The following is a 25,822-nucleotide window of genomic DNA, read 5'->3' as shown; positions in this document are numbered from 1 at the left end:
GAGTTATAGCTATTAGCCACTAATTTAGCTAGCGCGGGCAGATCCACGGAGCCTTTAAAAATCAAGGCTCTGTGGATCCAATTGCGCAAAGCGTCAACGAGCCGTGATTTTCCAGGCGCGGTGGATCTTGGTGTTGCGGGCGAAATCCGGATCGATGGTCTGCGCGCTGATTTCCTCGACCGCGTAACGCTCGGCGAGGTTTTCTTCCAACTGGAACTTGCGGAAGTTGTTGGAAAAATACAGCACACCACCCGGCGCCAGACGGGCCATGGCCAGGTCAATCAACTGCACCTGATCACGTTGCACGTCGAAGATGCCTTCCATGCGCTTGGAGTTGGAGAAGGTCGGCGGATCGATAAAGATCAGGTCGTACTCGTCACGGCTGCTTTCCAGCCACGCCATCACATCGCCCTGCTCCAGACGGTTCTTGTCCGAATAGCCGTTCAGCGACAGGTTGCGACGTGCCCAGTCGAGATAAGTCTTCGACAGGTCGACGCTGGTGGTGCTGCGCGCGCCGCCCTTGGCCGCGTGCACGCTGGCGGTCGCGGTATAGCAGAACAGATTGAGGAAGCGCTTGCCGGCGGCCTCTTTCTGAATGCGCATACGCATCGGACGGTGATCGAGGAACAGGCCGGTGTCGAGGTAGTCGGTGAGGTTGACCAGCAACTTCACGCCGCCCTCGGTGACTTCATTGAACTTGCCTTGCGCAGCCTGACGCTCGTACTGCTTGGTGCCGCTCTGGCGCTCGCGGCGTTTGACCACCACGCGGCTCTTGTCGACGTTCAGTGCCTGCGGGATCGCTGCCAGTGCATCGAACATGCGTGCCGAGGCTTTTTCCGGGTCGATCGATTTTGGCGCGGCGTATTCCTGAACGTGCACCCAATCGTGGTACAGGTCGATGGCCATCGCGTACTCTGGCATGTCGGCATCGTAGACGCGGTAGCAATCAATACCTTCGCGCTTGACCCACTTGCCCATGGCCTTGAGGTTCTTTTGCAGGCGGTTGGCAAACATCTGCCCGCCTTCGCTCAAGCGCGGCTGCTCGATCACCGGAACCGGGGCTGGCGTCGGTTTGATCGGGTTGCCGTTCTTGTTGAACTTGCGCTCTTGCGGTTCGTCCGGGGTCTGGTCGTAAGCCGCTTGCTCACGCTCGGCCTGACGCTGTTCCGGAGTGCGACGCTCGCCCGTGACGAACTGATCCGGCAGCACTTTGATCAACAGCAGCTTGCACGGCAGCGCGCCGTTCCAGAACGAATACTGCTTGTGGCTGCGAATGCCCATGCGCTTGCCCAGATCCGGGGCGCCGGTGAACACCGCCGCTTCCCAGTTCAAGCAGGCCTGACGCAGACGCTCGCCGAGGTTCTGGTAGAGATACAGCAGGCTGGCCTCGTCACCGAGACGCTCGCCGTACGGCGGGTTGCAGATCACCAGACCTTTCTGGTTCTGATCCGGACGCGGCTCGAAGGTCGCGACTTCGCCCTGGTAGATCTTGATCCACTCGCTCAGGCCCGCACGCTCAACGTTGTTGCGACCCGGCTGAATCAGACGCGGATCAGCTTCGTAGCCACGAATCCACAACGGTGGCTTGGCCAGACCGGCAGCGGCACGTTCGACGGCTTCTTCGTGGAGTTTTTTCCACAGCGCCGGCACGTGACCGAGCCACGCGGTAAAGCCCCACTGCTCACGGCGCAGGTTCGGCGCCATGTCGGCGGCAATCATGCCGGCTTCGACGAGGAACGTACCGACGCCGCACATCGGGTCAGCCAGCGCGCCGCCTTCGGCAGCAATGCGCGGCCAGCCGGAACGGATCAGGATGGCTGCCGCGAGGTTTTCCTTCAGCGGTGCCGCCCCTTGCTGCAAGCGATAGCCGCGCTGGTGCAGGCTGTGGCCGGACAGGTCGAGGGAGAGGATCGCTTCGCCGCGATCCAGACGCAGGTGAATGCGCAGATCCGGGTTGAGCTTGTCGATCGACGGACGGTCGCCCTGCGGGGTGCGCAGTTTGTCGACGATGGCGTCTTTGACTTTCAGGGCACCGAAGTGGGTGTTGTCGATGCCTGAGCCGTGGCCGCTGAATTCGACGGCCAGGGTGCCGTCGCTGAGCATGTGATCCTGCCACTCGATGTCGAGCACACCGTGGTAGAGGTCTTCAGCGTCTTTCATCGGGAAACGCTTGAGCACCAGCAATACGCGGTTGGCCAGACGCGACCAGAGGCACAGGCGATAAGCGGTTTCCATGGTCGCCATGCCACGCACGGCGGAAGTGTGCTCGCGCGCTTCTTCAAGGCCAAGCCCGACGGCTTCCTCGATGAGCAGGCCTTCAAGGCCTTTAGGGCAAGTGAGGAAGAGTTCGAAACGGTCGGACATGGTATTTCCAGAGCCTTTGGCTAGTGAATCGGCAACGCATTGCCGATCCGGTTTTCAATCAGGCGCTTTTCTAAAAGAGCGCCCGCGTGGCACGAAGGTGTGCCGTTCCATCCCCGCTGCTCGGGTTAAAAGAGCTTAGATGCCGGGACAGATAAAAAAGTTGATGCAACAAAAAGTCTTAAAGCGACCCTTCGTCGCTTTATACCCCAGCGCAAACGTGGGTCATTCTCACTAAAGAATTAACCCCATCATCCAGCGCGGGGCCGATCATACCGGGGTTTGCTCAATAAACGTTCAATAAATAAGCGGTTACTTATCGCTATAGCACTCTTTTCGTTACGTCCTTATGACAAAACGGTCATTCCATCGCTGTGACTCATTGGTTAGAAATGAACACAGGTTGACGTCGCAACGGCGTCAACACCTTGGCTCGCCACGCCGGCAGCGAGCCGCACCATGGCAGGTTTCTTCTGCCAGACCTCAGTTGAGGTCAACGCGACACAAAACAGTCAACAAGTGAGGGAAACACCCTATGAGAAGACTTAAGCGTGATCCGTTGGAAAGAGCATTTTTGCGCGGATATCAATATGGCGTTGGTGGCAAATCCCGTGAGCTTTGCCCATTTACTCTACCGTCGGTACGCCAAGCCTGGATTAACGGCTGGCGAGAAGGACGCGGCGACAACTGGGACGGTATGACCGGCACTGCGGGAATCCACAGACTCAACGAACTTCACGCCGTCGGCTGACACAGGGCATTAATTCCGACACGACAATCTGAATTTGTAACGACTTACCATGCACGTCCTTCCCGGACGGCGGGCTCCGGCCCAGGGGCTCCTTCGAGGAGCCCTTTTTATTGCATGGATTTTTGTGCCGAGCGCATAACCTGTAGGAGTGAGCCTGCTCGCGATAGCGGTCTGTCAGTCGCTGATGAAGTGACCGAAAGAAAGCTATCGCGAGCAGGCTCACTCCTACAAGGGAACAGTGGTGTCTATGGATCAGCGCAGGGCGGCGATCGCGTCTACCGATTCACGGATCAGCGCCGGGCCTTTATAGATGAAGCCGGAATAGATCTGCACCAGGCTCGCACCCGCCAGAATCTTCTCAGCCGCATGCTTGCCTTCAGTAATCCCACCCGCCGCAATGATCGGCAACCGCCCAGCCAACTCACCGGCCAGCACCTTCACGGTATTGGTGCTCTTCTCACGTACTGGCGCACCTGACAAACCGCCCGCCTCGTCTCCATGCTCCATGCCTTCAACGCCAACACGGCTCAGGGTGGTGTTGGTCGCGATTACCGCGTCCATACCGGTTTCGATCAGCGCTTGGGCAACCTGCGCGGTTTCTTCATCGGTCATGTCCGGCGCGATCTTGATCGCCAACGGCACATGTTTGCCATGACGCAACGCCAGTTCAGCACGGCGCGTGGCCAGATCGGCGAGCAACTGCTTGAGCGAATCACCGAACTGCAGGCTGCGCAGGCCCGGGGTGTTCGGCGAACTGACGTTGACCGTCACATAGCTGGCGTGGGCGTAGACCTTGTCCAGGCAGATCAGGTAGTCGTCGACCGCGCGTTCAACCGGCGTATCGAAGTTCTTGCCGATGTTGATGCCCAGCACGCCTTTGTATTTCGCTGCGGCCACACGCGCCAGCAGGTTATCGACACCGAGGTTGTTGAAACCCATGCGGTTGATGATCGCCTCGGCTTCCGGCAAGCGGAAGATCCGTGGTTTCGGGTTGCCCGGCTGCGGGCGCGGGGTCACGGTGCCGATTTCGACAAAACCGAAACCCAGTTGCGCGAAGCCATCGATGGCCGCGCCGTTCTTGTCCAGACCGGCCGCCAGCCCCACCGGGTTAGGAAACTCCAGGCCCATGACCGTCACCGGCTTCTTCGCCGGCGCCTTGCACAGCAAGCCGTTGAGGCCCAAACGCCCACCCGCGCCGATCAGATCCAGCGACAGATCGTGGGAGGTTTCCGGGGAAAGTTTGAACAACAGCTGACGGGCCAGGGTGTACATGGGCGGCGATGACTCGGGCGGCGAAAAGAGGCGGCGATTATAGCCGGGCATCGACCTGCGGCGCGAGGCGCACGCGCAAATCACTGGCACTGGCATATGCCTTGCACCCTCCTTGACTATCAGCGCGCAGGCCAATGACGGCACGCGGGCAAGGACAATGGCGTCGTCCCGGGTTTTGCCTGCGCAAAGTCCGCGGCGGCGCTTTTTTTCGAGGTGGCGGTGTATGAATGAACCTTCGGTAGGGCCACTGGCCTGGGTCAACGGCAGCGATGCCCCGGAAAAAAGTGCAATCAACCTCGGTTTCATGGCGTTGAGCGACTGCGCATCGGTTGTCGTTGCTGCTACACAGGGCTTTGCCCAGCCTTATGGACTAACGCTGAACCTGAAGCGCCAGGCCTCTTGGGCGAATCTGCGCGACAATCTGGTCAGCGGCGAACTGGATGCCGCCCACAGTCTGTATGGTCTGATCTACGCCGTGCACTTGGGCATCGGCGGTGTCGCCCCGACTGAGATGGCGGTGCTGATGGGGCTGAACCAGAACGGCCAAAGCCTCAACCTGTCGCACGGCCTGCAGAACCTCGGCGTGAGCAGTCCTGAAGCGCTGGATCGGCACGTGCACCAAAGCCGCGCAAAACTCACCTTCGCCCAGACTTTTCCCACTGGCACTCATGCGATGTGGCTGTATTACTGGCTGGCGAGTCAGGGCATTCATCCGTTGCAGGATGTCGACAGTGTGGTGGTGCCGCCGCCGCAAATGGTTGCGCATCTGCAAGCCGGGCGCATCGACGGCTTTTGCGTCGGCGAGCCTTGGGCTGCTAGCGCGGTGCAGCAGAATCTGGGTTTTACCCTGGCCACCAGTCAGACCATCTGGCCCGATCACCCGGAAAAAGTCCTTGGCTGCACCCGCGAATTTGTCGAGCAATACCCGAACACGGCGCGAGCGCTGGTGATGGCGATCCTTGAGGCCAGCCGTTTCATTGAGGAAAGCCCGGAGAACCGTCGCAGCACCGCGCAATTGCTCAGCGCGCCGGAGTATCTGGACGCGCCGCTTTCGTGCATCGAACCGCGTTTTCTCGGCGACTATTCCGATGGGCTGGGCAATCGTTGGCAGGATCCTCATGCGCTGCGCTTTCACGGCAATGGCGAAGTGAATTTGCCCTACTTGTCCGATGGCATGTGGTTCATGACCCAGTTCCGCCGCTGGGGTTTGCTGCGCGAAGACCCGGATTACCTCGCTGTCGCCCGTCAGGTTCAGCAACTCGATCTGTATCGCGACGCCGCTACTGAGCTCGGTGTTGCCGCGTGGGGCACCGACATGCGCAGCAGCCAGTTGCTCGACGGCAAAATCTGGGACGGCAGCGACCCGGCCGCTTACGCGCGCAGCTTCAAGCTGCACGCGTTGAACGACGACGCCCCTCTTCTCGCCCGCCGCTGACAGGAGACCGCGAACATGTTGCGCATTCTGTTGATCAACGACACAGCGAAAAAAGTCGGGCGCCTGAAAGCCGCATTGACCGAAGCCGGTTTCGAGGTGATTGATGAGTCCGGCCTGACCATCGACCTGCCCGCGCGCGTCGAAACGGTGCGTCCGGACGTAATCCTGATCGATACCGAGTCACCGAGCCGCGATGTCATGGAACAAGTGGTACTGGTCAGCCGCGACCAGCCACGGCCAATCGTGATGTTTACCGACGAGCATGACCCCGGAGTGATGCGCCAGGCGATCAAATCCGGGGTCAGTGCCTACATCGTCGAAGGCATTCACGCCCAGCGTTTGCAGCCGATTCTCGATGTGGCGATGGCACGATTCGAGAGTGATCAGGCCTTGCGTGCGCAGTTGCAGGCGCGAGACCTGCAATTGGCTGAGCGCAAGCGTATTGAGCTGGCCAAAGGGTTGCTGATGAAGATGAAGGACTGCAATGAGGAAGAGGCTTACACCTTGATGCGGCGCCAAGCGATGAGCCGGCAGCAGAAGCTGATTCAGGTGGCGGAGCAGATTATTGCCATGAGTGAGTTGCTGGGTTGAGGTGTCCTCTTAAGAGCCCCCTCACCCTAGCCCTCTCCCAAAGGGAGAGGGGACTGATTGGGGGATGCTCGCGATGTACGCCGACTTGCAATTTCTGCTGTGAATCCATAATCGACTAGGTCTTTCAGGTCGATGTTTGGCGCAAGACACCTCGGTCAGTCCCCTCTCCCTCCGGGAGAGGGCTAGGGTGAGGGGCTTTTGCTCTTTCACCAGTTGGCACAAATCTCGCTATGTAAAACGCACAGGTAACCAACGGCGGTTGCCCCACCCACGACAAAGACGTCGCTCACCCCGTTCGCCCCTTCGGCGAATCAGGTAGCGGCGTTTTTGCGTTTTGGCCCCACAGCTCGGGGCCGGTGGTGCGGCCGTGGCGGCGCCCCACCTGCTGTTGCATGACTCCTTTCGAGACTCTTTTCAGCTGAGGTGCGCGATGAATTCAAGCTTCTGGAAATCCGGCCACACCCCGACCCTGTTCGCGGCCTTCCTCTATTTCGACCTGAGCTTTATGGTCTGGTACCTGCTCGGCCCGTTGGCGGTGCAGATTGCCGCCGACCTGCAGCTAACCACGCAGCAACGCGGCCTCGTTGTCGCCACGCCGATCCTCGCCGGTGCGGTGCTGCGTTTTGTGATGGGCATGCTCGCCGATCGGTTGTCGCCGAAAACCGCCGGTCTGATCGGCCAGGTCATCGTGATCTGCGCATTGTTCGGCGCCTGGAAAATCGGCATCCACAGTTATGAACAGGCGCTGATACTCGGCCTGTTCCTCGGCATGGCCGGCGCGTCGTTTGCCGTCGCCCTGCCCTTGGCCTCCCAATGGTATCCACCGCAGCATCAGGGCAAAGCCATGGGCATTGCCGGTGCGGGCAACTCCGGCACCGTGTTCGCCGCATTGCTTGCGCCGGTGCTCGCCGCTGCGTTCGGCTGGAGCAATGTTTTCGGTTTCGCTCTGATTCCGTTGATCCTGACGTTGGTGCTGTTCGCCTGGCTGGCAAAAAATGCGCCTGAGCGGCCAAAAGCCAAAGCCATGACCGACTACTTTAAAGCCTTGGGCGACCGTGACAGTTGGTGGTTCATGTTTTTCTACAGCGTGACCTTCGGCGGTTTCATCGGTCTGGCCAGCGCCCTGCCCGGCTACTTCAACGATCAATACGGCTTGAGCCCGGTGACGGCCGGTTACTACACCGCAGCCTGCGTGTTCGGCGGCAGCCTGATGCGTCCGCTGGGCGGCGCCCTGGCTGACCGTTTCGGTGGCATACGCACATTGCTGGCGATGTACACCGTCGCTGCCGTGTGCATCGCGGCCGTCGGCTTCAACCTGCCAAGTTCCTACGCGGCACTGGCGCTTTTCGTCTGCACGATGCTCGGTTTAGGGGCAGGCAATGGTGCGGTTTTCCAACTGGTGCCGCAGCGCTTTCGTCTGGAGATCGGCGTGATGACCGGGTTGATCGGCATGGCCGGCGGCATCGGCGGTTTTGCCTTGGCCGCCGGCATGGGCGCGATCAAACAAAGCACCGGCAGCTATCAACTGGCCCTGTGGTTGTTCGCCAGCCTCGGCGTATTGGCGTGGTTTGGTCTGCACGGCGTCAAGCGTCGCTGGAGAACCACCTGGGGTTCGGCAGCAGTGACGGCGGCGCGGGTCTGAGGCATCAATGGCCCTGCAACTGAGCTTTGCCGAAGCCAGCGCCACCGGCCCGCGCGCGGAGAATCAGGACGCTTTGCGCCTGGTCACGCCCGCTCCGGCGCTGGCGGCGAGCAAAGGTTTTCTGTTTGCCATCGCCGACGGCGTCAGCCAATGCGCCGATGGCGGACTGGCTGCGCGCTCGACCTTGCAGGCCTTGGCGCTCGACTACTACGCCACGCCGGAAACCTGGAGCGTGGCGCAGGCACTGGATCGCCTGCTGCTCGCGCAAAACCGCTGGCTGCAGGCCAATGGCGGTGGGCAACCGTTGCTCACCACGGTTAGCGCTTTGGTTATGCGCGGTCGGCGTTTTACCCTCGCCCACGTCGGCGATTGCCGGGTGTATCGCTGGCACCGCGATAGTTTGCAGCGAATTTCTGAAGATCATGTCTGGGATCAGCCGGGCATGCAGCATGTGCTCAAACGTGCATTGGGGCTGGATCAGCATCTGGTGCTGGACTTCCTTGATGGTGAACTGCGCCACGGCGAGTGCTTTGTTTTGCTCAGTGACGGTGTCTGGTCGACACTCGGCGATACCGCCATTGCGGCGATTCTGCGTGATCAGCCGGATCTTCACAGCGCCGCGCAGACGCTGGTCAACGCCGCGCATCTGGCGGGGAGCCAGGACAATGCCAGTGCATTGCTGGTACGGGTTGATGCTTTGGGTGAGGCAAATATCGGCGATGCACTGATTCACCTGCAGCAATGGCCCCTGCCTCCAGCGCTGAAATCCGGGCAGCACTTTGAAGGCTGGCAGGTGCAAGAGATTGTTGCTCAGAGTCAGCAATCGCTGCTTTATCGAGTGCTGGATGGTCAGGGTCAGAGGTGGTTGCTGAAAACCCTGCCCACGCGCTCCGCCGATGATTCCTACGCCGGGCAAGCGTTGTTGTCCGAAGAATGGTTCCTGAAACGTGTGGCCGGGCGGCATTTTCCTGAAGTCCATGCGTGCCAGCAGCGTCAGCATTTGTACTACGTGATGCGAGAATATTCCGGGACGACGCTGGCGCAGATTTTTCAACAAAATGGGCCTCTACCCTTAGCGCAGTGGCAGGACATCGCGGAGCGTCTACTACGCGCGGCCGGACTGCTGCATCGACGGCAGATTCTGCACCGGGACATCAAACCGGAAAATCTGCATTGGAGTGATGACGGTGAACTGCGGCTGCTGGATTTTGGCCTGGCGTATTGTCCTGGCCTGTCCGAAGACGCGCCGTCGACGCTGCCCGGAACCCCCAGTTACATCGCCCCGGAAGCGTTTCGCGGTGATCCGCCGAATGTGCAGCAGGATTTGTATGCGGTCGGTGTGACCCTGTATTTCCTGCTCACCGGGCATTTCCCCTATGGCGAGATCGAAGCGTTTCAGCGACCGCGCTTTGGTCTGCCGGTAAGTGCCAGCCGTTATCGGCCGGACCTGCCGGAATGGCTGGCGCAGAGTCTGGAGCGCGGCGTTGCGGCTGATCCGCAGTTGCGCTTTGAAACGGCTGAGGAGTGGTTGCTGGTGTTGGAGCAGGGCGAGCGGCGGAGTTTGAGTGTGCGGCCCAGACCGTTACTGGAGCGTGAGCCGCTGAAGGTCTGGCGGACGATGGCGATCGTGGCTTTATTGGGGAATCTGGTGCTGCTGGTTTTGTTGTTTCATGGCTGACACCGCGTCGCGCCATTCGCGAGCAGGCTCGCTCCCACAAGGGATTCGTGTCGTTCGCAAATCACCTGTGGGAGCGAGCTTGCTCGCGAAGGCGCCCACCCAATCACTACAAATTCAACTGCCTGAATGCCCCACGAACGAGCAACCCGCTTCGAATCAGTGCAAAAAATCCACCCTCAAAATCTGTCCCCCCCAATAAACCCGCCACCGTCCCCACTTGGCACAACCACTGCATTACCCCACTCAACACACACATAAAGCCCAACCTTCAACGACGAAGGCTGCGCTTCCCGAGAGAACGGGACCAGGACAAAGGCGTCCTCGCTAGGCAACTAGCGGGACGCCTTTTTTTGTTTGCGCAAAATTTCTCGAGCAAGGCCTGACTGCCCACAAGAGGCCAGCCGCAGCTCCCCGGAGAACCTGATGAAAAAACTCAAACTGGTGATGATCGGCAATGGCATGGCCGGAGTCCGCACCCTCGAAGAACTGCTCAAGCTGAGCAACGAGCTGTACGACATCACCGTCTTCGGCGCCGAACCGCACACCAACTACAACCGCATCCTGCTCTCACCGGTGCTGGCCGGTGAGCAGACCTTCGAGGAGATCGTGCTCAACGACCTCGACTGGTACCTGGAAAACCACATCAAGTTGCTACTCAACCGCAAAGTGGTGGAGATCGACCGGGTCAAACGCCGGGTGATCGCCGAAGACGGCACCGAAGCCGAATACGATCGCCTGCTGATCGCCACCGGTTCGACGCCATTCATCCTGCCGATTCCCGGCAACACCTTGCACGGGGTGATCGGTTACCGCGACATCGCCGACACCCAAGCGATGATCGACACCGCCAAAACCCACAAACACGCGGTGGTCATCGGTGGCGGTCTGCTCGGTCTCGAAGCCGCCAATGGCCTGATGCTGCGCGGCATGCACGTCACCGTGGTGCACATCGGCGAATGGCTGCTGGAACGGCAACTGGACAAAACCAGCGGTCAACTGCTGCAAAGCGCCCTCGAATCCCGTGGCCTGCACTTCCGTCTGTGCGAACAGACCCAGGCCCTGCACGATGCCGGCAATGGCCGGGTTGGCTCGGTGCAATTCAAGAACGGCGACATCATTCCCGCTGATCTGGTGGTGATGGCGGCGGGCATTCGCCCCAACACCGAACTGGCGGAAAAGGCTGGCATCCCGTGCAATCGCGGGATCCTGGTCAACGACACCCTGCAAACCTACGATCCGCGCATCTACGCGATCGGCGAGTGCGCCAGCCATCGCGGGATTGCCTACGGTCTGGTCGCGCCGCTGTTCGAACAGGCCAAGGTGTGCGCCAACCACCTCGCACAATTGGGTTTCGCCCGTTATCAGGGCTCAGTGACGTCGACCAAATTGAAAGTCACCGGCATCGACCTGTTTTCCGCTGGCGACTTCATGGGCGGCGAAGGCACCGAGACCATCACCCTCTCCGACCCGATCGGCGGCGTGTACAAAAAACTGGTGATCAAGGATGACGTGCTGGTCGGCGCCTGTCTGTACGGCGATACGGCAGATGGCGGTTGGTATTTCCGGCAGATTCGTGAGAATCACGCCATCGGCGAGATCCGCGATCACTTGATGTTCGGCGAAAACGCACTCGGCGACGTAGGACATCAGGGCCAGGACAAAGCCATGGTCATGGCCGACACCGCCGAAGTCTGCGGCTGCAACGGTGTGTGCAAAGGCACCATCGTCAAAGCCATTCAGGAACACGGCCTGTTCAGCGTCGATGAAGTGAAGAAACACACCAAGGCTGCCAGCTCGTGCGGTTCCTGTGCCGGGCTGGTCGAACAGATCCTGATCAACACCGTTGGCGGCGCGGCCGACGTCAAACCGAAAAGCGAAAAAGCCATCTGCGGATGCAGCGATCTCAACCACGGGCAGATTCGCCAAGCGATTCGCGAACAGCATCTGCTGACCATCGCCGGCACCATGAGCTACCTCAACTGGCGCACGCCGAACGGCTGCGCCACCTGCCGCCCTGCCCTCAACTATTACCTGATTTCCACCTGGCCCGGCGAAGCCAAGGACGACCCGCAATCGCGCCTGATCAACGAGCGTGCGCACGCCAACATCCAGAAGGACGGTACCTATTCGGTGGTACCCCGCATGTGGGGCGGCGTGACCAACCCTTCGGAACTGCGGCGAATTGCCGATGTGGCTGACAAGTATCAGGTGCCGATGGTCAAGGTCACCGGCGGTCAGCGCATCGATTTGCTCGGCATCAAGAAGCAGGACTTGCCCGGCGTCTGGAAAGACCTCGACATGCCCTCCGGCCACGCCTACGGCAAATCCATCCGCACGGTGAAAACCTGCGTCGGCAGCGAGTTCTGCCGCTTCGGCACGCAAAACTCGACACAACTGGGCATCGAGCTTGAGCACGACCTGTTCAACATGTGGTCGCCGCACAAAGTGAAACTCGCTGTCTCCGGATGCCCACGCAACTGCTCGGAAGCGGGGATCAAAGACGTAGGAATCATCGGCGTCGACTCCGGCTGGGAGATGTACATCGGCGGTAACGGCGGGATCAAAACCGAAGTCGCCGAGTTCTTCGTCAAGCTGAAAACCGCCGAAGAGGTACGCGAATACAACGGCGCCTTCCTGCAGCTTTATCGCGAAGAAGCCTTCTACCTCGAACGCACCGTGCACTACCTGCAACGGGTCGGCATGGAACACATCAAGAAAGCCGTGCTGGAAGATCCCGAGCGCCGCAAAGCCCTGAACGAGCGCCTGCAATTCTCCCTGTCGTTCGAGCAAGACCCGTGGAAAGAACGTCTGGCGCAGCCGCAACTGAAGAAAGAATTCGACGTAATCCCGGTGAAAAATCTGGAGGTGCCGGCATGAACTGGCTCGATATCTGTGCCCTCGACGAGATCAATACCCTCGGTTCGCGGATCATTGCCGGACCGAAAGGCGACATCGCGATTTTTCGTACAAGCGACGACGAAGTTTTCGCCCTCGACGACCGCTGCCCACACAAGGGCGGACCACTGTCACAAGGGTTGATCTACGGCAAACGCGTCGCCTGCCCGCTGCACAACTGGCAAATCGACCTCGAATCCGGCGAAGCGCAGGCGCCGGACATCGGTTGCGCGCACCATCACCCGGCGCGGGTCGAAAACGGTCGTGTGCAACTGGCCCTGCGGGACGCCATCTGATGAACCGCCAGACGACCGCCTCGACCTGCTGTTATTGCGGGGTCGGCTGCGGCGTGCTGATCGAGCATGACGGCGAGCGCATCCTCGGCGTCAGCGGCGATCCGGCGCACCCGGCCAACTTCGGCAAACTGTGCAGCAAAGGCTCGACCCTGCACCTGACCGGCGACCTCGCGGCTCGCGCGCTGTACCCGGAACTGCGCCTGGGCAAAGGCCTGGCCCGCAGCCGCACGGACTGGGACACCGCATTGGAACACGCCGCCAACGTGTTCGCCGAGACCATCGCCGAGCATGGCCCGGACAGTGTGGCGTTCTATATTTCCGGGCAGTTGCTGACCGAGGACTACTACGCCTTCAACAAACTGGCGCGGGCGCTGGTCGGCACCAACAACATCGATAGCAACTCTCGCCTGTGCATGTCCTCAGCCGTGGTCGGCTACAAGCGCAGCCTAGGTGCCGACGCCCCGCCTTGCAGTTATGAGGATCTGGAACTCAGCGATTGCGTGATGATTGTCGGCAGTAACATGGCCTACGCCCACCCGGTACTTTTCCGTCGGCTGGAAGAGGCAAAATCCCGCCGCCCGCAGATGAAAGTCATCGTCATTGATCCACGGCGCACCGACACCTGCGACCTCGCCGATTTGCATCTGGCGATTCTGCCCGGCACCGACGTCGCCTTGTTCCATGGGATTTTGCATCTGTTGTTGTGGGAAGACTGGATTGATCGCGACTTCGTCAAGGCGCACACCGATGGCCTCGCTGAACTGAAAAGTCTGGTGCGTGATTACACCCCACAAATGGTTTCGCAGTTGTGTGGCATCAGCGTTGAGCAATTGCAGCAGTGCGCTGAATGGGTGGGCACTTCGCCAGGTTTTCTGTCGCTGTGGTGCATGGGGCTGAACCAGTCCACGGCTGGCAGTGCGAAGAACAGCGCGCTGATCAATCTGCATTTGGCCACCGGACAAATTGGCCGTCCGGGTGCAGGACCTTTCTCTCTCACCGGTCAGCCAAATGCCATGGGCGGACGGGAAACTGGCAGTTTGTCGAACCTGTTGCCGGGTCATCGTGACGCGGCCAACCCTGAACACCGCGCCGAAGTGGCGGCTTATTGGGGTGTGGATCAACTGCCGGAAAGCACTGGTCTCAGCGCCATCGAACTGTTCGAGCAAGTGCGCAGCGGCAAGATCAAGGCGTTGTGGATTGCCTGCACCAACCCTGCGCAATCGATGCCGGATCAGAGTGCGGTGCGCGCGGCGCTGGAAGCTTGCCCGTTTGTGGTTCTGCAAGAAGCCTTTCGCACCACCGAAACCGCAGCATTCGCCGATCTCCTGCTACCTGCCGCCAGTTGGGGCGAGAAGGAAGGCTCGGTGACCAACTCCGAGCGACGCATTTCCCACGTACGCAAAGCCATTCTCCCACCGGGCGAAGCGCGGCCGGACTGGGCGATCACGGTAGATTTCGCGCAACGCCTGGAGAAACGTCTGCGCCCCGCCGGGCCAAGCCTGTTCACGTTCACTCAGCCCGCGCAGTTGTTCGATGAATTCAAAGGGCTGACACATGGCCGCGATCTGGATATGTCCGGGATCAGTCATGCGCTGATCGACGAAATCGGACCACAGCAATGGCCCTTCCCAGTCGGTGCCCGGGCAGGAACACCAAGGCTCTACGAGGCCGGTATTTTCCCTACGGCCACTGGCCGCGCTCAATTCATCGCCGAGCCGTATCGCGCAGCCAAAGAGCAGCGTGATGCACGCTTTCCACTGACATTGATCACTGGACGTCTGCGTGATCAATGGCACGGTATGAGCCGCACCGGTACGGCGGCGCAACTGTTCGGGCATGTCAGCGAAGCGGTGTTGAGCCTGCATCCAGACGAAATGCGTCGGCATCGTTTGCAGCCGGGAGATCTGGTCAACCTTAAAAGTCGTCGCGGCGCAGTGATCGTCGCGGTTGGCAGCGACGACAGCGTACGTCCGGGACAAGCGTTTCTGCCGATGCACTGGGGGGACCGCTTTCTCAAGGGCGGCGTAAACAGCCTGACCCTGCCGGCCCTCGATCCATTGTCGAAACAACCGGAACTGAAACACAGCGGCGTGCGCCTGGAGCCGGTCAATCTGCCGTGGCAGCTTTTCGCACTCATCGAGGGTGATGTTCAACGGCATTTCGAGGCCCTACGACCGCTCTGTGAGGCATTTTCCTACGTGAGTCTCAGCCTTGTCGGACGTGAACGATCGGCATTGCTGATACGCGCTGCTAACAGAGAGGCACCGGATGCGCAATTGCTCAGTGAAATCGATCATTGCTTGTCGCTGATCGACGGCCCGGTTTTGGCCTACGACGATCCGCGCCGGGCCATTGGCAAACGCGTGCGTATTGAAAACGGCCGCATCACCGCCATCCGCCTGGCCGGTGAAACCCTTGCCCAGCATTGGCTACAGGGGTTGTGGCTGGAAGGTCGTGCAGACGAACAACTGCGGCGCTGGTTGCTGGCACCGATGAGTGCGCCGCCGGGCAGTGCCGGGGCGCAAATTGCTGCGGATAAAACCCTGTGCAACTGCAAGAACGTCAGCCTCAACGCGATCTGCGCCGGCATTCGCCAGGGTCTGGATCTGCAAGGTTTGAAAAACAATTTGGGCTGCGGCACGCAATGCGGCTCCTGTGTCCCGGAAATAAAACGCTTGCTGGCTGCCGATGTGCAGCCGGTCGCCGTCATCTGATGAGGAAAACACCATGAACGCAAAAGTCTGGCTGGTGGGTGCAGGTCCTGGTGATCCCGAATTGCTGACCCTAAAAGCGGTGCGTGCGTTGCGCGAGGCCGATGTGGTGCTGATCGATGATCTGGTCAACGACGCGGTGCTGGAACATTGCCCTGGCGCGCGAATCATTGCCGTGGGTAAACGCGGTGGTTGCCGTTCGACACCGCAGGCGTTCATCCATCGGCTGATGCTGCGCTATGCCCGCCACGGCAAGTGTGTGGTGCGGCTCAAGGGTGGCGATCCATGCATTTTCGGCCGTGGCGGTGAAGAGGCACAGTGGTTGCGTGAACGTGGCGTTGAGGTGGAGTTGGTCAATGGCATCACCGCTGGGCTCGCTGGGGCGACGCAGTGCGATATTCCGCTGACGTTGCGCGGTGTGGCACGCGGCGTGACCCTGGTGACCGCGCACACGCAGGATGACAGCCAATTGAACTGGCAGGCGCTGGCGCAGGGCGGGACGACGCTGGTGGTTTATATGGGCGTGGCCAAGCTGGGCGAGATTCGCGATCAGTTGTTGGCGGGCGGGATGGCCGCAGATACGCCGGTGGCGATGATCGAGAATGCCTCGTTGCCAGAGCAGCGCGAATGCCGCAGTGATCTGATGAGCATGAGCGATGACGCAGGAATTTTCGGATTGAAGAGCCCGGCGATTCTGGTGATTGGTGCGGTGGCGGCTGCTGGTGAAGATCAAAAGATCGCAGCCTGCGGCAGCTCCTACAGGACGTATGCAGATTTCATGTAGGAGCTGCCGAAGGCTGCGATCTTTTAAAGCTGCAAAGCCAAATCGCAGGCAAAGAAAAGCCCGGCCTAAGCCGGGCTTTTCTCAGAGCGGCAGCTAATTACTTAGCTTGAGCTTCAACCTGCGCTTCTACGCGACGGTTTACAGCGCGGCCAGCGTCAGTTTTGTTGTCAGCAACTGGGCGGGATTCGCCGTAGCCAACAGACTGAACGCGGGACGATTCAACACCGTACTGGTTGGTCAGAACTTGCTTAACGGCGTTTGCACGACGCTCGGACAGTTTCTGGTTGTAAGCGTCAGGACCGACGGAGTCAGTGTGACCTTCAACAGTAGTGGTGGTGGATGGGTACTGCTTCATGAAGTCAGCCAGGTTCTTGATGTCGCCGTAGCTGTTTGGCTTCACAACCGACTTGTCGAAGTCGAACTTAACGTCCAGCTCAACACGAACAACTTCAGCAACTGCTGGGCAGCCGTCAGCGTCAACAGTTACGTTGGCTGGGGTGTCCGGGCACTTGTCAACGTTGTCGCAAACGCCATCGTTGTCGCTGTCGGAGCAGACTTCAGCTGGTGCTGGAACTGGAGCAGCAGCAGGCTTGGAGCCGCCACCGAAGTTCACACCGATACCAACGCTAGGAGCCCACTCGGTGTCGCCCTGGTCGATGTTGTACTGAGCTTCAACGCCGGCACGAGCGTAGAAGTTCTCGGTGAAGTACAGCTTGGCACCGCCACCAACGTTAGCGAAGGTAGAACGGTTACGACCGTTCGAACCGTTCTGGTCGATGCTCTGGTCGGAGAAACCGGCCGAGACGTATGGACGCAGCATGTCGCCTGGGTTGTTGAAGTGGTACAGAGCGTCCAGAGCGGTGTTAGCGCCTTTTACGTTCTTGCCATCATCGGCACGTACGTTGTGCACTTCGTCGTAGCCCAGACGCAGTTCAACGTCGTCGGTCAGGAAGTAACCGATCGAGCCGCCGAACAGGTTGCCGTTGTTCTTGAAGTTACGAGCGCTGTCGAATTGTTCTTTCTTTGCGAAGCCTTCGATTTCAACTGCGCCTTGGCCTTGTGCCAGAGCGCCGAACGAAGTGGCGGCAATCAGAGAACCAATGGCCAAGCCCAAGGTGTTTTTCAGTTTCATCCGTTAAATCCCCATCTGGTGATTGTGAAGCAGTCCCGCAAACCGGGGGACAACTCGGCGGCAAGTCTATCAGAACTTGCCTACACGTAAGAGATATTTGCGCTGAACTAAGTTTCAGCAATGCCTGCAAATTTCTCACGCAATTTATCTAGAGCACGTTTGTAACGCATTTTTGTCGCACTCAAACCCATGTGCATGATGTCTGCGATCTCCTGAAATTCCAGCTCTGCGACAAATCGTAGCACCAGAATTTCACGGTCAATCGGGTTCACATACACCAGCCAGCGATCAAGCCCGCCCTTCTCCTCGGGTTTCGGCGCCTTTTCTTCGGACGCTTCCTCGAGGGGGTCAAGACTCAATGCGTCCATCAAGCGACGCTTTCGCCGTTCCTTCCGATACTGCGTAATACATTCGTTGTACGTGATGCTGTAGAGCCACGTTTTGAACTTCGATTTCCCCTCGAAGTTCTTCAGGCCATACAGCACCTTCAACATGACTTCCTGACAGACATCGTCTGCGTCGCGATCGTTCCCAAGATATCTCGCACAAACGTTAAATAATGTTCGCTGGTAACGCCGCATCAGTTCTTCATAGGCGCGCGTTACGTGAAACAGCTCGGTATGCGAGCGCGCGACCAACTCCTCATCAGAGAGCTCGCGGGGGTCGTAGCGCGTGGATAGCGTTTGGGCTTTATTCAAAACAAGTCGTGCCGACAGTCAGGTCAATGTCCACCGCGACCAGCATCAGCTGGCATTTCGCGGCGGCATACATTAGCAGGGTTTGCCGGATTAGCGGCTACTCACATGCTGTTCCAGCAGGATCCGATTGGAAAGAGAGACTAGCTCACCCTCATCGGTCAGCAATGTGGTTTTCACCGTGCCGATCTCCTCGATCTGCCCTTCGACCTCGCCAACACGCACTTGTTGCCCAACCTGATACAACTCACGCACATAGATTCCCGCAAGAATCTGACCGGCAATTTCCCGGCTTCCCAAACCCATGGCCAGCGCAACCGCCAGACCAACGGTAATCAAAACGATGACAATCACATGGTTCAGCAGGTCGGTCTTGACCTCTAGCTGACTGATCGCGACCGAGATGCTGATGATGATCACCAGCCCCTGGGCAATTCGCCCAAGCCCCGAAGCGTAGTCCAGGCCCACACCTTCTGCCGCCCCGCGCACCAGCCCGTTGGCCAATTGCGCAAGCAATACACCCACCAGCAACACCAGCGCCGCGCCGAATACTTTCGGCAAATAGAGCGCCAACATATCCAGCGTAGCTGAAACTCGCTCAAGGCCAAGGGATTCTGCTGCCGAAACCAGAAAGATCAGCAGAACGAACCAGTAGACGATTTTGCCGATAAGGGTCGAGATCGGCACTTGCAGGCCGGCCCGCGACATTAATTTGGTCAGGCCGGTGCCACCCATCAGGCGATCGAGGCCGAGTTTGGCGAGCAGTTTGGAGAGCAAGGTATCGAGCAGCTTGGCCACGACGAAACCCAACAGCAGCACGACCAGTGCGCCGAACAGGTTCGGAATGAAGTTGGCTACTTTGGTCCACAACGCAGTCATTGCAGTGACGAGGCTCTGAGTCCAGAGGTCGAGTTCCATATTCAATCAGCCTTATCAGCAGTGCGAGCGGTAGGTTTACGAAGACGGGAAACCGGCGAGACATGGGCCGAGCCGTTATTCAGGGCGATCATCAGCGCGGGCAGCCAGCGGCCCAGCAGGCTGAACAGATCACCGGCGCCAACCTGGCGGTTGGCGGTTTTGAGTACGCGGCCCAGACAGGCATCGTCGTCGCGGCTGGACGGCGAAGCGTTGAGCATGTCGCGCAAAGACTGTTCAAACGGATCGTGCATACGCACCTCTCGTGATGTCTGTGAAAGACGCGGGCAGATTTGGTCGGGTCACATGCGCCATTTTCAGACCCAGCGCAAACGACGGAATAACCACCACTGACCGAAGGCCAGAGCGAGCACCGTCAAGCAGGCGATCAGGAAGCCATAAGGGCTGCTGGAGAATGGAATTCCGCCAACGTTGATGCCCAGCAGACCGGTGATGAAACTCATCGGCAAAAAGATGCAGGTGATGATCCCGAAGCGGTACATCGTGCGATTCATGCGCTCGCTCAAACGCCGGTCTTCCGCCTCCAGCACAAGCCCCACGCGCTCCCGGGTCAATTCGAGCTCTTCGAGATAGCGGGTCAGGCTGTTGTTCAATTCGTTCCAGTAATCGGCATCGTCATCGACAAACCAAGGCAGTTTTATCCGCGTCAGTTGTCCGAAAATATCCCGCTGCGGCGCAAGAAAACGCTTCAACCCAGCGGCCCTGCGCCGGATGTGCAAAATGGCACCATGCTCGGGGGTATACCGTTCGTCGGCATCCATCTTTTCTTCTTCCTCATCGGCGATTTCCGAGAGGCAGGTGACCAGATCCTGCACCTTGTTGGTGAGGAACTGCGCCAGATAAAGAATGAGTTCAGAAGCCGTTTTCGGGCCTTTGCCGTCCGCCAATTGCACCAACAGTTCATCAGTGGCACGCAAAGGACGCAAACGCAGGGAAATCACCCGCTGGGCGGAAGCGAAAATCCGCACCGAGACCATGTCTTCCGGCTCGGCACCCGGGTTGAGATTGACGCCGCGCAAGAACAACAGCAATTCGGAATCGGGCAACGGCAACAGGCGCGGTCGAGTGTTCTCTTCCAGCAGCAAGTCGCAGGTGAATTCATTGAGGCCGCTGGATTTGCGCAGCCAGGTCTGGGTTTGCGGATGGCTGCGATCCCAATGCAGCCACAGGCTTTCATGGGCCTGCAGCTGCAAATCGTCGAGCTCAGTCCGGGCTATCGAACGCGCACCGCCTTTACCGTCCAGCACCAGGGCATGCACCAGCCCCCATTGCGCGTTTTCTTCCTCGAACATCCGCATCCCTTTGTCGAAAATCTTATTCAGGCATTTTCAGCGGGCTCGGCGAGACGATCACGCCGTTGTTGTCCGCATAAATGTAGTGGCCCGGGTGGAACGTCACGCCGGCAAACGTCACCGCGACGTTGAGGTCACCAATGCCGCGTTTTTCGGTTTTCATCGGGTGGCTGGCCAGCGCCTGCACGCCCAGATCGGTCTGGGCAATGACGTCGACGTCACGGATGCAGCCGTAGATCACCAGCCCTTCCCAACCGTTCCTGGCGGCTTTCTCGGCGATCATGTCGCCCAGCAATGCACGTCGCAGCGAACCGCCGCCATCGACCACCAGCACCTTGCCGTTGCCTTTGAGTTCGGCTTGTTCCTTGACCAGCGAGTTGTCTTCGAAGCATTTGATGGTCACGATTTCGCCGCCGAATGAATCACGGCCTCCGAAATTGCTGAACATCGGCTCCAGCACCTGCACCAGCTCCGGATAGGCGTCGCACAGGTCAGGCGTAAGGTAATGGTTCATCGAAAAACTCCTGTAAAAAGCAAGACGATCAAGGATGCCGCGTTCTGAAGAGACGAGCTCCGGTGGTCGCTGTTTACCTTAGCTCATTGAATGTTCGCTGAATGGACCTGAACAAACGCTGAAACGTAATCGCTAAACTGCCACCGAATATGACCAGAACCGCACAATTCGTCATATCTTAGCCGCAAGCCGACCTGAACGAAATGCCCTTTACCCAGCCCCGTCTCAGACCGCAGCCGCCAGATCAGGCTTCTCGCCCAGTAACGGCGTGTGCTGATCGTTCAACCAGCGCGCTACCAACGGCCACACTTCATTCTGCGCCGCTTTGCTCACCAACATTTCAACATGACCGAAATTATCGGTGAAACCCTGCTCGCGCCCCAGATTGACGAATTGCTTGTGCTCGGAGCCGATCTGTTCGAACAGTTTGCGACAGGCCCAGGCCGGATCCTGATGATCCCCCGCCGCCGTCACTGCCAGCACCGGCACCTTGACGTCGGCCAGACCCGCCCACCAATCCTTGTCCTTGTCACCAAAACGGCCGAACAAGCCGTACCAGCGCATGCTTTCCAGCGCCAGGCCGATCGGTTCATCTTCCGGGCCTCGTTTAAGCCGCGAACCCGACAATTGCGCAAAGCGCTTGAGAATAAAGCGCCCGCTCCACTCGACCGGCGGGATTTTCAGCGGCCAGTAAGTACGGCTGACCTGGGTGCCGAAAAATGCCGCCGAAGCCACCGCCGGCTCGCCAAGATATTCGCCACCGAGTGCCGCCGCCAGGGTGATGCCGCCCAGCGAATGGCCGATCCAGTGCGGAACCTGCCCGCTCTGCTCTCGCACGAACGCGGCAATCGCCGGCAAGTCGTAACGGGCGTAGTCGGCGACACGGTTGCGCCGGTATTCCTCGTTGCGCTGCGACAAACCGTGACCGCGCATCTCCGGAATCCACACGTCGAACCCCAGTCGCGTCAGATACGCGCCCAGGCCCAGGCCTTTTGGTGAAAACCAGAAACGTCGATTGGAAAAACTGCCGTGCAGCAAAATCACCGGCACACCGCGAGGCGCCGAGTCATCGGCCATGCCCAACCGGGTCACAGCGATTTCCACGGACCAGTCGGGGCTGTTGCCGGGTTTCAGGCGATACACGTCTTCGCTCAGATCGCCGCGCCGTTCGGCGCTGATCAGGGCGACAGGAAATAGGTCACTGCTGCTTTGCATAATGCTCTTGCACAAAAAAGGGCGGCATCTACAGGAGCCCGCCCTACTTGAATCTCAAAACCCGCCTCCTGTGGAAGCGAGCCTGCTCGCGAAAGCGGAGTGTCAGCCAATATCCATGGCGGATGTTGCTCCGTCTTCGCGAGCAGGCTCGTTCCCACAGGGAACGGGCCGTTCACATACTTATCAGGCCGGCGCTTGGCCTTCCGCCAGGAAGAACCAGGTTTCCAGCACGGTGTCCGGGTTCAGCGACACGCTTTCGATGCCCTGCTCCATCAGCCACTTGGCCAGATCCGGGTGGTCGGATGGACCCTGACCGCAGATACCGATGTACTTGCCGGCCTTGTTGCACGCGGCAATCGCGTTGGCCAAGAGCTTCTTGACCGCCGGATTACGCTCGTCGAACAGGTGCGCGATGATACCGGAATCGCGATCCAGGCCCAGCGTGAGCTGAGTCAGGTCGTTGGAACCGATCGAGAAACCGTCGAAGAATTCGAGGAATTCTTCAGCAAGGATCGCGTTGGATGGCAATTCGCACATCATGATCACGCGCAGACCGTTCTCGCCGCGCTTCAAGCCGTTTTCGGCGAGCAGATCCACCACTTGGCTGGCTTCGCCGAGGGTACGGACGAACGGCACCATGATTTCGACGTTGGTCAGGCCCATTTCGTTGCGCACACGCTTCAGCGCGCGGCATTCAAGCTCGAAGCAGTCGCGGAACGATTCGCTGATGTAACGCGAAGCGCCACGGAAGCCCAGCATCGGGTTTTCTTCTTCCGGCTCGTAGAGCTTGCCGCCGATCAGGTTGGCGTATTCGTTGGACTTGAAGTCCGACAGACGCACGATGACTTTCTTCGGTGCAAACGCGGCAGCGAGGGTGCTGATGCCTTCAACCAGTTTCTCGACATAGAAACCGACCGGATCGTCGTAACCAGCGATACGCTTGTCGACGCTTTCCTTGATTTCCTGCGGCAGACCGTCGTAGTTCAACAGCGCTTTCGGGTGTACGCCAATCATGCGGTTGATGATGAATTCCAGACGGGCCAGGCCGACACCGGCGTTCGGCAACTGCGCGAAGTCGAAGGCGCGGTCCGGGTTGCCGACGTTCATCATGATCTTGAACGGCAGCTCCGGCATGGCGTCGACGGAGTTCTTCTTGATGTCGAAACCCAGCTCGCCTTCGAAGATGTAACCGGTGTCGCCTTCGGCGCAAGACACGGTCACGCCCTGGCCATCCTTCAGCAGTTGGGTGGCGTTGCCGCAACCAACCACAGCCGGAATACCCAGCTCGCGAGCGATGATCGCTGCGTGGCAGGTACGACCGCCACGGTTAGTGACGATGGCGCTGGCGCGCTTCATGACCGGTTCCCAGTCCGGGTCGGTCATGTCGGAAACCAGCACGTCGCCCGGCTGGACTTTGTCCATCTCGGAGACGTCCTTGATGATGCGCACTTTACCGGCGCCGATGCGCTGGCCAATCGCACGACCTTCCACCAGCACGGTGCCGGTTTCTTTCAGCAGGTAACGTTCCATGACGTTGGCCTGGGTGCGGCTTTTCACGGTTTCCGGACGGGCCTGCACGATGTACAGCTTGCCGTCGTCACCGTCCTTGGCCCACTCGATGTCCATCGGGCAGCCGTAATGCTTTTCGATGATCATCGCTTGCTTGGCCAGCTCGCTGACTTCAGCGTCGCTCAGGCAGAAACGTGCACGATCAGCCTTGTCGACATCGACAGTCTTGACCGAACGACCGGCCTTGGCCTCGTCGCCGTAGATCATCTTGATGGCTTTGCTGCCCAGGTTACGACGCAGAATCGCCGGACGACCGGCCTCCAGCGTGCCCTTGTGCACGTAGAACTCATCCGGGTTGACCGCGCCTTGTACAACGGTTTCGCCCAGACCGTAAGCGCCGGTGATGAACACCACGTCACGGAAACCGGATTCGGTATCGAGGGTGAACATCACGCCGGCAGTGCCGGTTTCCGAACGCACCATGCGCTGCACGCCAGCCGACAGGGCGACCAGTTTGTGGTCGAAGCCCTGGTGCACGCGGTAGGAAATCGCACGGTCGTTGAACAGCGAAGCGAACACCTCTTTGGCGGCGCGGATAACGTTTTCCACACCACGGATGTTCAGGAAGGTTTCCTGCTGACCGGCGAAGGAGGCGTCCGGCAGGTCTTCGGCGGTAGCGGAAGAACGCACGGCCACGGCCACGTCAGGGTTGCCGGCCGACAGCGCGGCGAACGCGGTGCGGATCTCGGCATTCAGTTTTTCGGGGAATTCGGCTTCCATGATCCATTGACGGATCTGCGCGCCGGTCTTGGCCAGGGCGTTGACGTCGTCGACGTCGAGCGCGTCGAGGGCCTGGTGGATCTGGTCGTTGAGGCCGCTCAGTTCGAGGAAATCACGATAGGCCTGAGCCGTCGTGGCGAAGCCGCCGGGGACCGAAACACCGGCGCCTGCCAGGTTACTGATCATCTCGCCCAGGGATGCGTTCTTGCCCCCCACATGCTCAACATCGTGTTTGCCGAGCTTATCGAGGGAAACTACGTACTCTACCAAGGTGATCTCTCCACTAACTGTGTTGGAAAAGCTCAGAAACCGGCGGCCCGGGGGAGCCTTGGCCGGTTGTATGGCCTGGACCTGGAAAATAAGTGAGAATGCTGGCCATTGGCGGCCGGCAAATCGCGCCTATCATATCCAAGATTGATGACTAGCTTAAGGCCCAAGGTGCAAATGAAACGATCTGCTTTCTTCATCTCCGATGGCACCGGCATCACTGCCGAAACCCTGGGTCAAAGCCTCCTGGCGCAGTTCGAAAACATTACCTTCAGCAAATTCACGCGACCGTACATCGACAGCGTGGATAAAGCGCGAGCCATGGTACAACAAATCAACAAAGCCGCTGAAACCGACGGCTTCCGTCCGATCATCTTCGACACCATCGTCAATCAGGACATCCGTGAGATTCTCGCAACGTCCAATGGTTTCATGATCGACATTTTCTCGACCTTCCTCGCCCCACTGGAGCAGGAACTGACCGAGCATTCTTCCTATACCGTCGGCAAATCCCATTCGATCGGGCACAACTCCAATTACATGGAGCGCATCGAGGCGGTTAACTTTGCCCTCGACAACGACGACGGCGCGCGCACGCACTATTACGACAAAGCCGATTTGATACTAGTGGGCGTGTCGCGATGCGGCAAAACGCCGACGTGTCTGTACATGGCCATGCAGTTCGGCATCCGCGCGGCCAACTATCCGCTGACCGAAGACGACATGGAGCGTCTGACCCTGCCTACTGCCCTGCGCGCGCATCAGCACAAGCTGTTCGGCCTGACCATCGACCCGGACCGCCTCACCGCGATCCGCAACGAGCGCAAGCCCAACAGCCGCTATTCGAGCTACGCCCAGTGCGAATTCGAAGTGCGTGAAGTGGAGAATCTGTTCCGCCGCGAAAACATCCCCAACATCAACTCCACGCATTTTTCGGTGGAAGAGATTTCGGCGAAGATTCTGGTGGAGAAAGGTGTGGAGCGGCGGTTCAAATAGATTTGTGGTGTCTGGGCTGACGCTTTCGCGAGCAGGCTCGCTCCCACAGTTTGATCGCGTTTATCCCGTT

20 protein-coding genes are annotated in these 25,822 nt (G+C 59.3%); 10 read left to right on the top strand and 10 right to left on the bottom strand.

Annotated features, from left to right (window positions below):
• Positions 1–93 precede the first annotated feature (93 nt).
• Positions 94–2,364, bottom strand: coding sequence for a bifunctional 23S rRNA (guanine(2069)-N(7))-methyltransferase RlmK/23S rRNA (guanine(2445)-N(2))-methyltransferase RlmL (gene rlmKL, locus CCX46_RS09670; RefSeq protein WP_127926495.1), 2,271 nt, complete (start codon positions 2,362–2,364; stop codon positions 94–96).
• Positions 2,365–2,896: 532 nt separating this feature from the next.
• Between rlmKL and rmf the strand changes: the two genes are divergently transcribed.
• A complete protein-coding gene (rmf, locus tag CCX46_RS09665) occupies positions 2,897–3,112 on the top strand; it encodes a ribosome modulation factor (protein WP_003223300.1) in 216 nt (71 codons plus the stop codon).
• A 252-nt stretch (positions 3,113–3,364) separates the two neighbouring features.
• On the opposite strand, the gene CCX46_RS09660 is transcribed toward rmf, so the two are convergent.
• On the bottom strand, positions 3,365–4,384 hold the full coding sequence (locus tag CCX46_RS09660) for a quinone-dependent dihydroorotate dehydrogenase (protein ID WP_034152862.1): 1,020 nt from the start codon (positions 4,382–4,384) through the stop codon (positions 3,365–3,367).
• A gap of 223 nt (positions 4,385–4,607) precedes the next feature.
• Between CCX46_RS09660 and CCX46_RS09655 the strand changes: the two genes are divergently transcribed.
• From CCX46_RS09655 to cobA, 8 genes are all read left to right on the top strand, one after another.
• Positions 4,608–5,819, top strand: a complete 1,212-nt coding sequence (locus CCX46_RS09655) for a CmpA/NrtA family ABC transporter substrate-binding protein (RefSeq protein WP_127926494.1) — start codon at positions 4,608–4,610, stop codon at positions 5,817–5,819.
• A gap of 15 nt (positions 5,820–5,834) precedes the next feature.
• Positions 5,835–6,410, top strand: coding sequence for an ANTAR domain-containing response regulator (locus CCX46_RS09650; protein ID WP_038365449.1), 576 nt, complete (start codon positions 5,835–5,837; stop codon positions 6,408–6,410).
• 430 nt (positions 6,411–6,840) lie between these two features.
• Positions 6,841–8,052: a nitrate/nitrite transporter gene (locus CCX46_RS09640; RefSeq protein WP_102900773.1), complete on the top strand. Its 1,212-nt coding sequence runs from the start codon at positions 6,841–6,843 to the stop codon at positions 8,050–8,052.
• 7 nt (positions 8,053–8,059) lie between these two features.
• Positions 8,060–9,730: a bifunctional protein-serine/threonine kinase/phosphatase gene (locus tag CCX46_RS09635; RefSeq protein ID WP_127926493.1), complete on the top strand. Its 1,671-nt coding sequence runs from the start codon at positions 8,060–8,062 to the stop codon at positions 9,728–9,730.
• A 423-nt stretch (positions 9,731–10,153) separates the two neighbouring features.
• Positions 10,154–12,607 (top strand): nitrite reductase large subunit NirB, encoded by a 2,454-nt coding sequence (gene nirB / locus CCX46_RS09630; protein WP_127926492.1) that lies wholly within the window; start codon positions 10,154–10,156, stop codon positions 12,605–12,607.
• The gene (nirD, locus tag CCX46_RS09625; RefSeq protein WP_095120050.1) at positions 12,604–12,921 is read left to right on the top strand and encodes a nitrite reductase small subunit NirD; all 318 of its coding nucleotides are present in this window, start codon (positions 12,604–12,606) and stop codon (positions 12,919–12,921) included. The genes nirB and nirD overlap by 4 nt, the downstream gene beginning before the upstream one ends.
• Entirely contained in the window at positions 12,921–15,635 is a 2,715-nt protein-coding gene (locus CCX46_RS09620) for a nitrate reductase (RefSeq protein ID WP_127926491.1), read from the top strand. The genes nirD and CCX46_RS09620 overlap by 1 nt, the downstream gene beginning before the upstream one ends.
• Positions 15,636–15,648: 13 nt before the next feature.
• Complete coding sequence (gene cobA, locus CCX46_RS09615) at positions 15,649–16,416, top strand: uroporphyrinogen-III C-methyltransferase (protein WP_127926490.1); 768 nt, start codon at positions 15,649–15,651, stop codon at positions 16,414–16,416.
• A gap of 97 nt (positions 16,417–16,513) precedes the next feature.
• Here the strand turns inward: cobA and CCX46_RS09610 are convergent, their stop codons facing one another.
• From CCX46_RS09610 to ppsA, 8 genes are all read right to left on the bottom strand, one after another.
• Entirely contained in the window at positions 16,514–17,548 is a 1,035-nt protein-coding gene (locus CCX46_RS09610) for an OmpA family protein (RefSeq protein ID WP_126361745.1), read from the bottom strand.
• Positions 17,549–17,655: 107 nt separating this feature from the next.
• The gene (gene sigX / locus CCX46_RS09605; RefSeq protein WP_011333251.1) at positions 17,656–18,246 is read right to left on the bottom strand and encodes an RNA polymerase sigma factor SigX; all 591 of its coding nucleotides are present in this window, start codon (positions 18,244–18,246) and stop codon (positions 17,656–17,658) included.
• A gap of 90 nt (positions 18,247–18,336) precedes the next feature.
• The gene (locus tag CCX46_RS09600; RefSeq protein ID WP_007916401.1) at positions 18,337–19,161 is read right to left on the bottom strand and encodes a mechanosensitive ion channel family protein; all 825 of its coding nucleotides are present in this window, start codon (positions 19,159–19,161) and stop codon (positions 18,337–18,339) included.
• Between the two features lie 2 nt (positions 19,162–19,163).
• The gene (locus CCX46_RS09595; protein ID WP_008076827.1) at positions 19,164–19,412 is read right to left on the bottom strand and encodes a hypothetical protein; all 249 of its coding nucleotides are present in this window, start codon (positions 19,410–19,412) and stop codon (positions 19,164–19,166) included.
• Between the two features lie 63 nt (positions 19,413–19,475).
• Positions 19,476–20,471: a zinc transporter ZntB gene (locus tag CCX46_RS09590; RefSeq protein ID WP_077571829.1), complete on the bottom strand. Its 996-nt coding sequence runs from the start codon at positions 20,469–20,471 to the stop codon at positions 19,476–19,478.
• Positions 20,472–20,493: 22 nt separating this feature from the next.
• Complete coding sequence (rraA, locus tag CCX46_RS09585) at positions 20,494–20,985, bottom strand: ribonuclease E activity regulator RraA (protein ID WP_127926489.1); 492 nt, start codon at positions 20,983–20,985, stop codon at positions 20,494–20,496.
• Between the two features lie 225 nt (positions 20,986–21,210).
• On the bottom strand, positions 21,211–22,200 hold the full coding sequence (locus CCX46_RS09580; protein ID WP_127926488.1) for an alpha/beta fold hydrolase: 990 nt from the start codon (positions 22,198–22,200) through the stop codon (positions 21,211–21,213).
• Between the two features lie 183 nt (positions 22,201–22,383).
• Positions 22,384–24,759: a phosphoenolpyruvate synthase gene (ppsA, locus tag CCX46_RS09570; protein WP_127926486.1), complete on the bottom strand. Its 2,376-nt coding sequence runs from the start codon at positions 24,757–24,759 to the stop codon at positions 22,384–22,386.
• Between the two features lie 174 nt (positions 24,760–24,933).
• Here ppsA and ppsR point away from each other — a divergent pair, with 174 nt between their 5' ends.
• Positions 24,934–25,752 (top strand): posphoenolpyruvate synthetase regulatory kinase/phosphorylase PpsR, encoded by an 819-nt coding sequence (gene ppsR, locus CCX46_RS09565; protein WP_007916411.1) that lies wholly within the window; start codon positions 24,934–24,936, stop codon positions 25,750–25,752.
• Positions 25,753–25,822: the final 70 nt, after the last annotated feature.

Origin of the sequence: Pseudomonas sp. RU47 (genome assembly GCF_004011755.1) — a bacterium.
GTDB lineage: Bacteria > Pseudomonadota > Gammaproteobacteria > Pseudomonadales > Pseudomonadaceae > Aquipseudomonas.
This window is presented reverse-complemented; position numbering and strand designations above follow the sequence as displayed.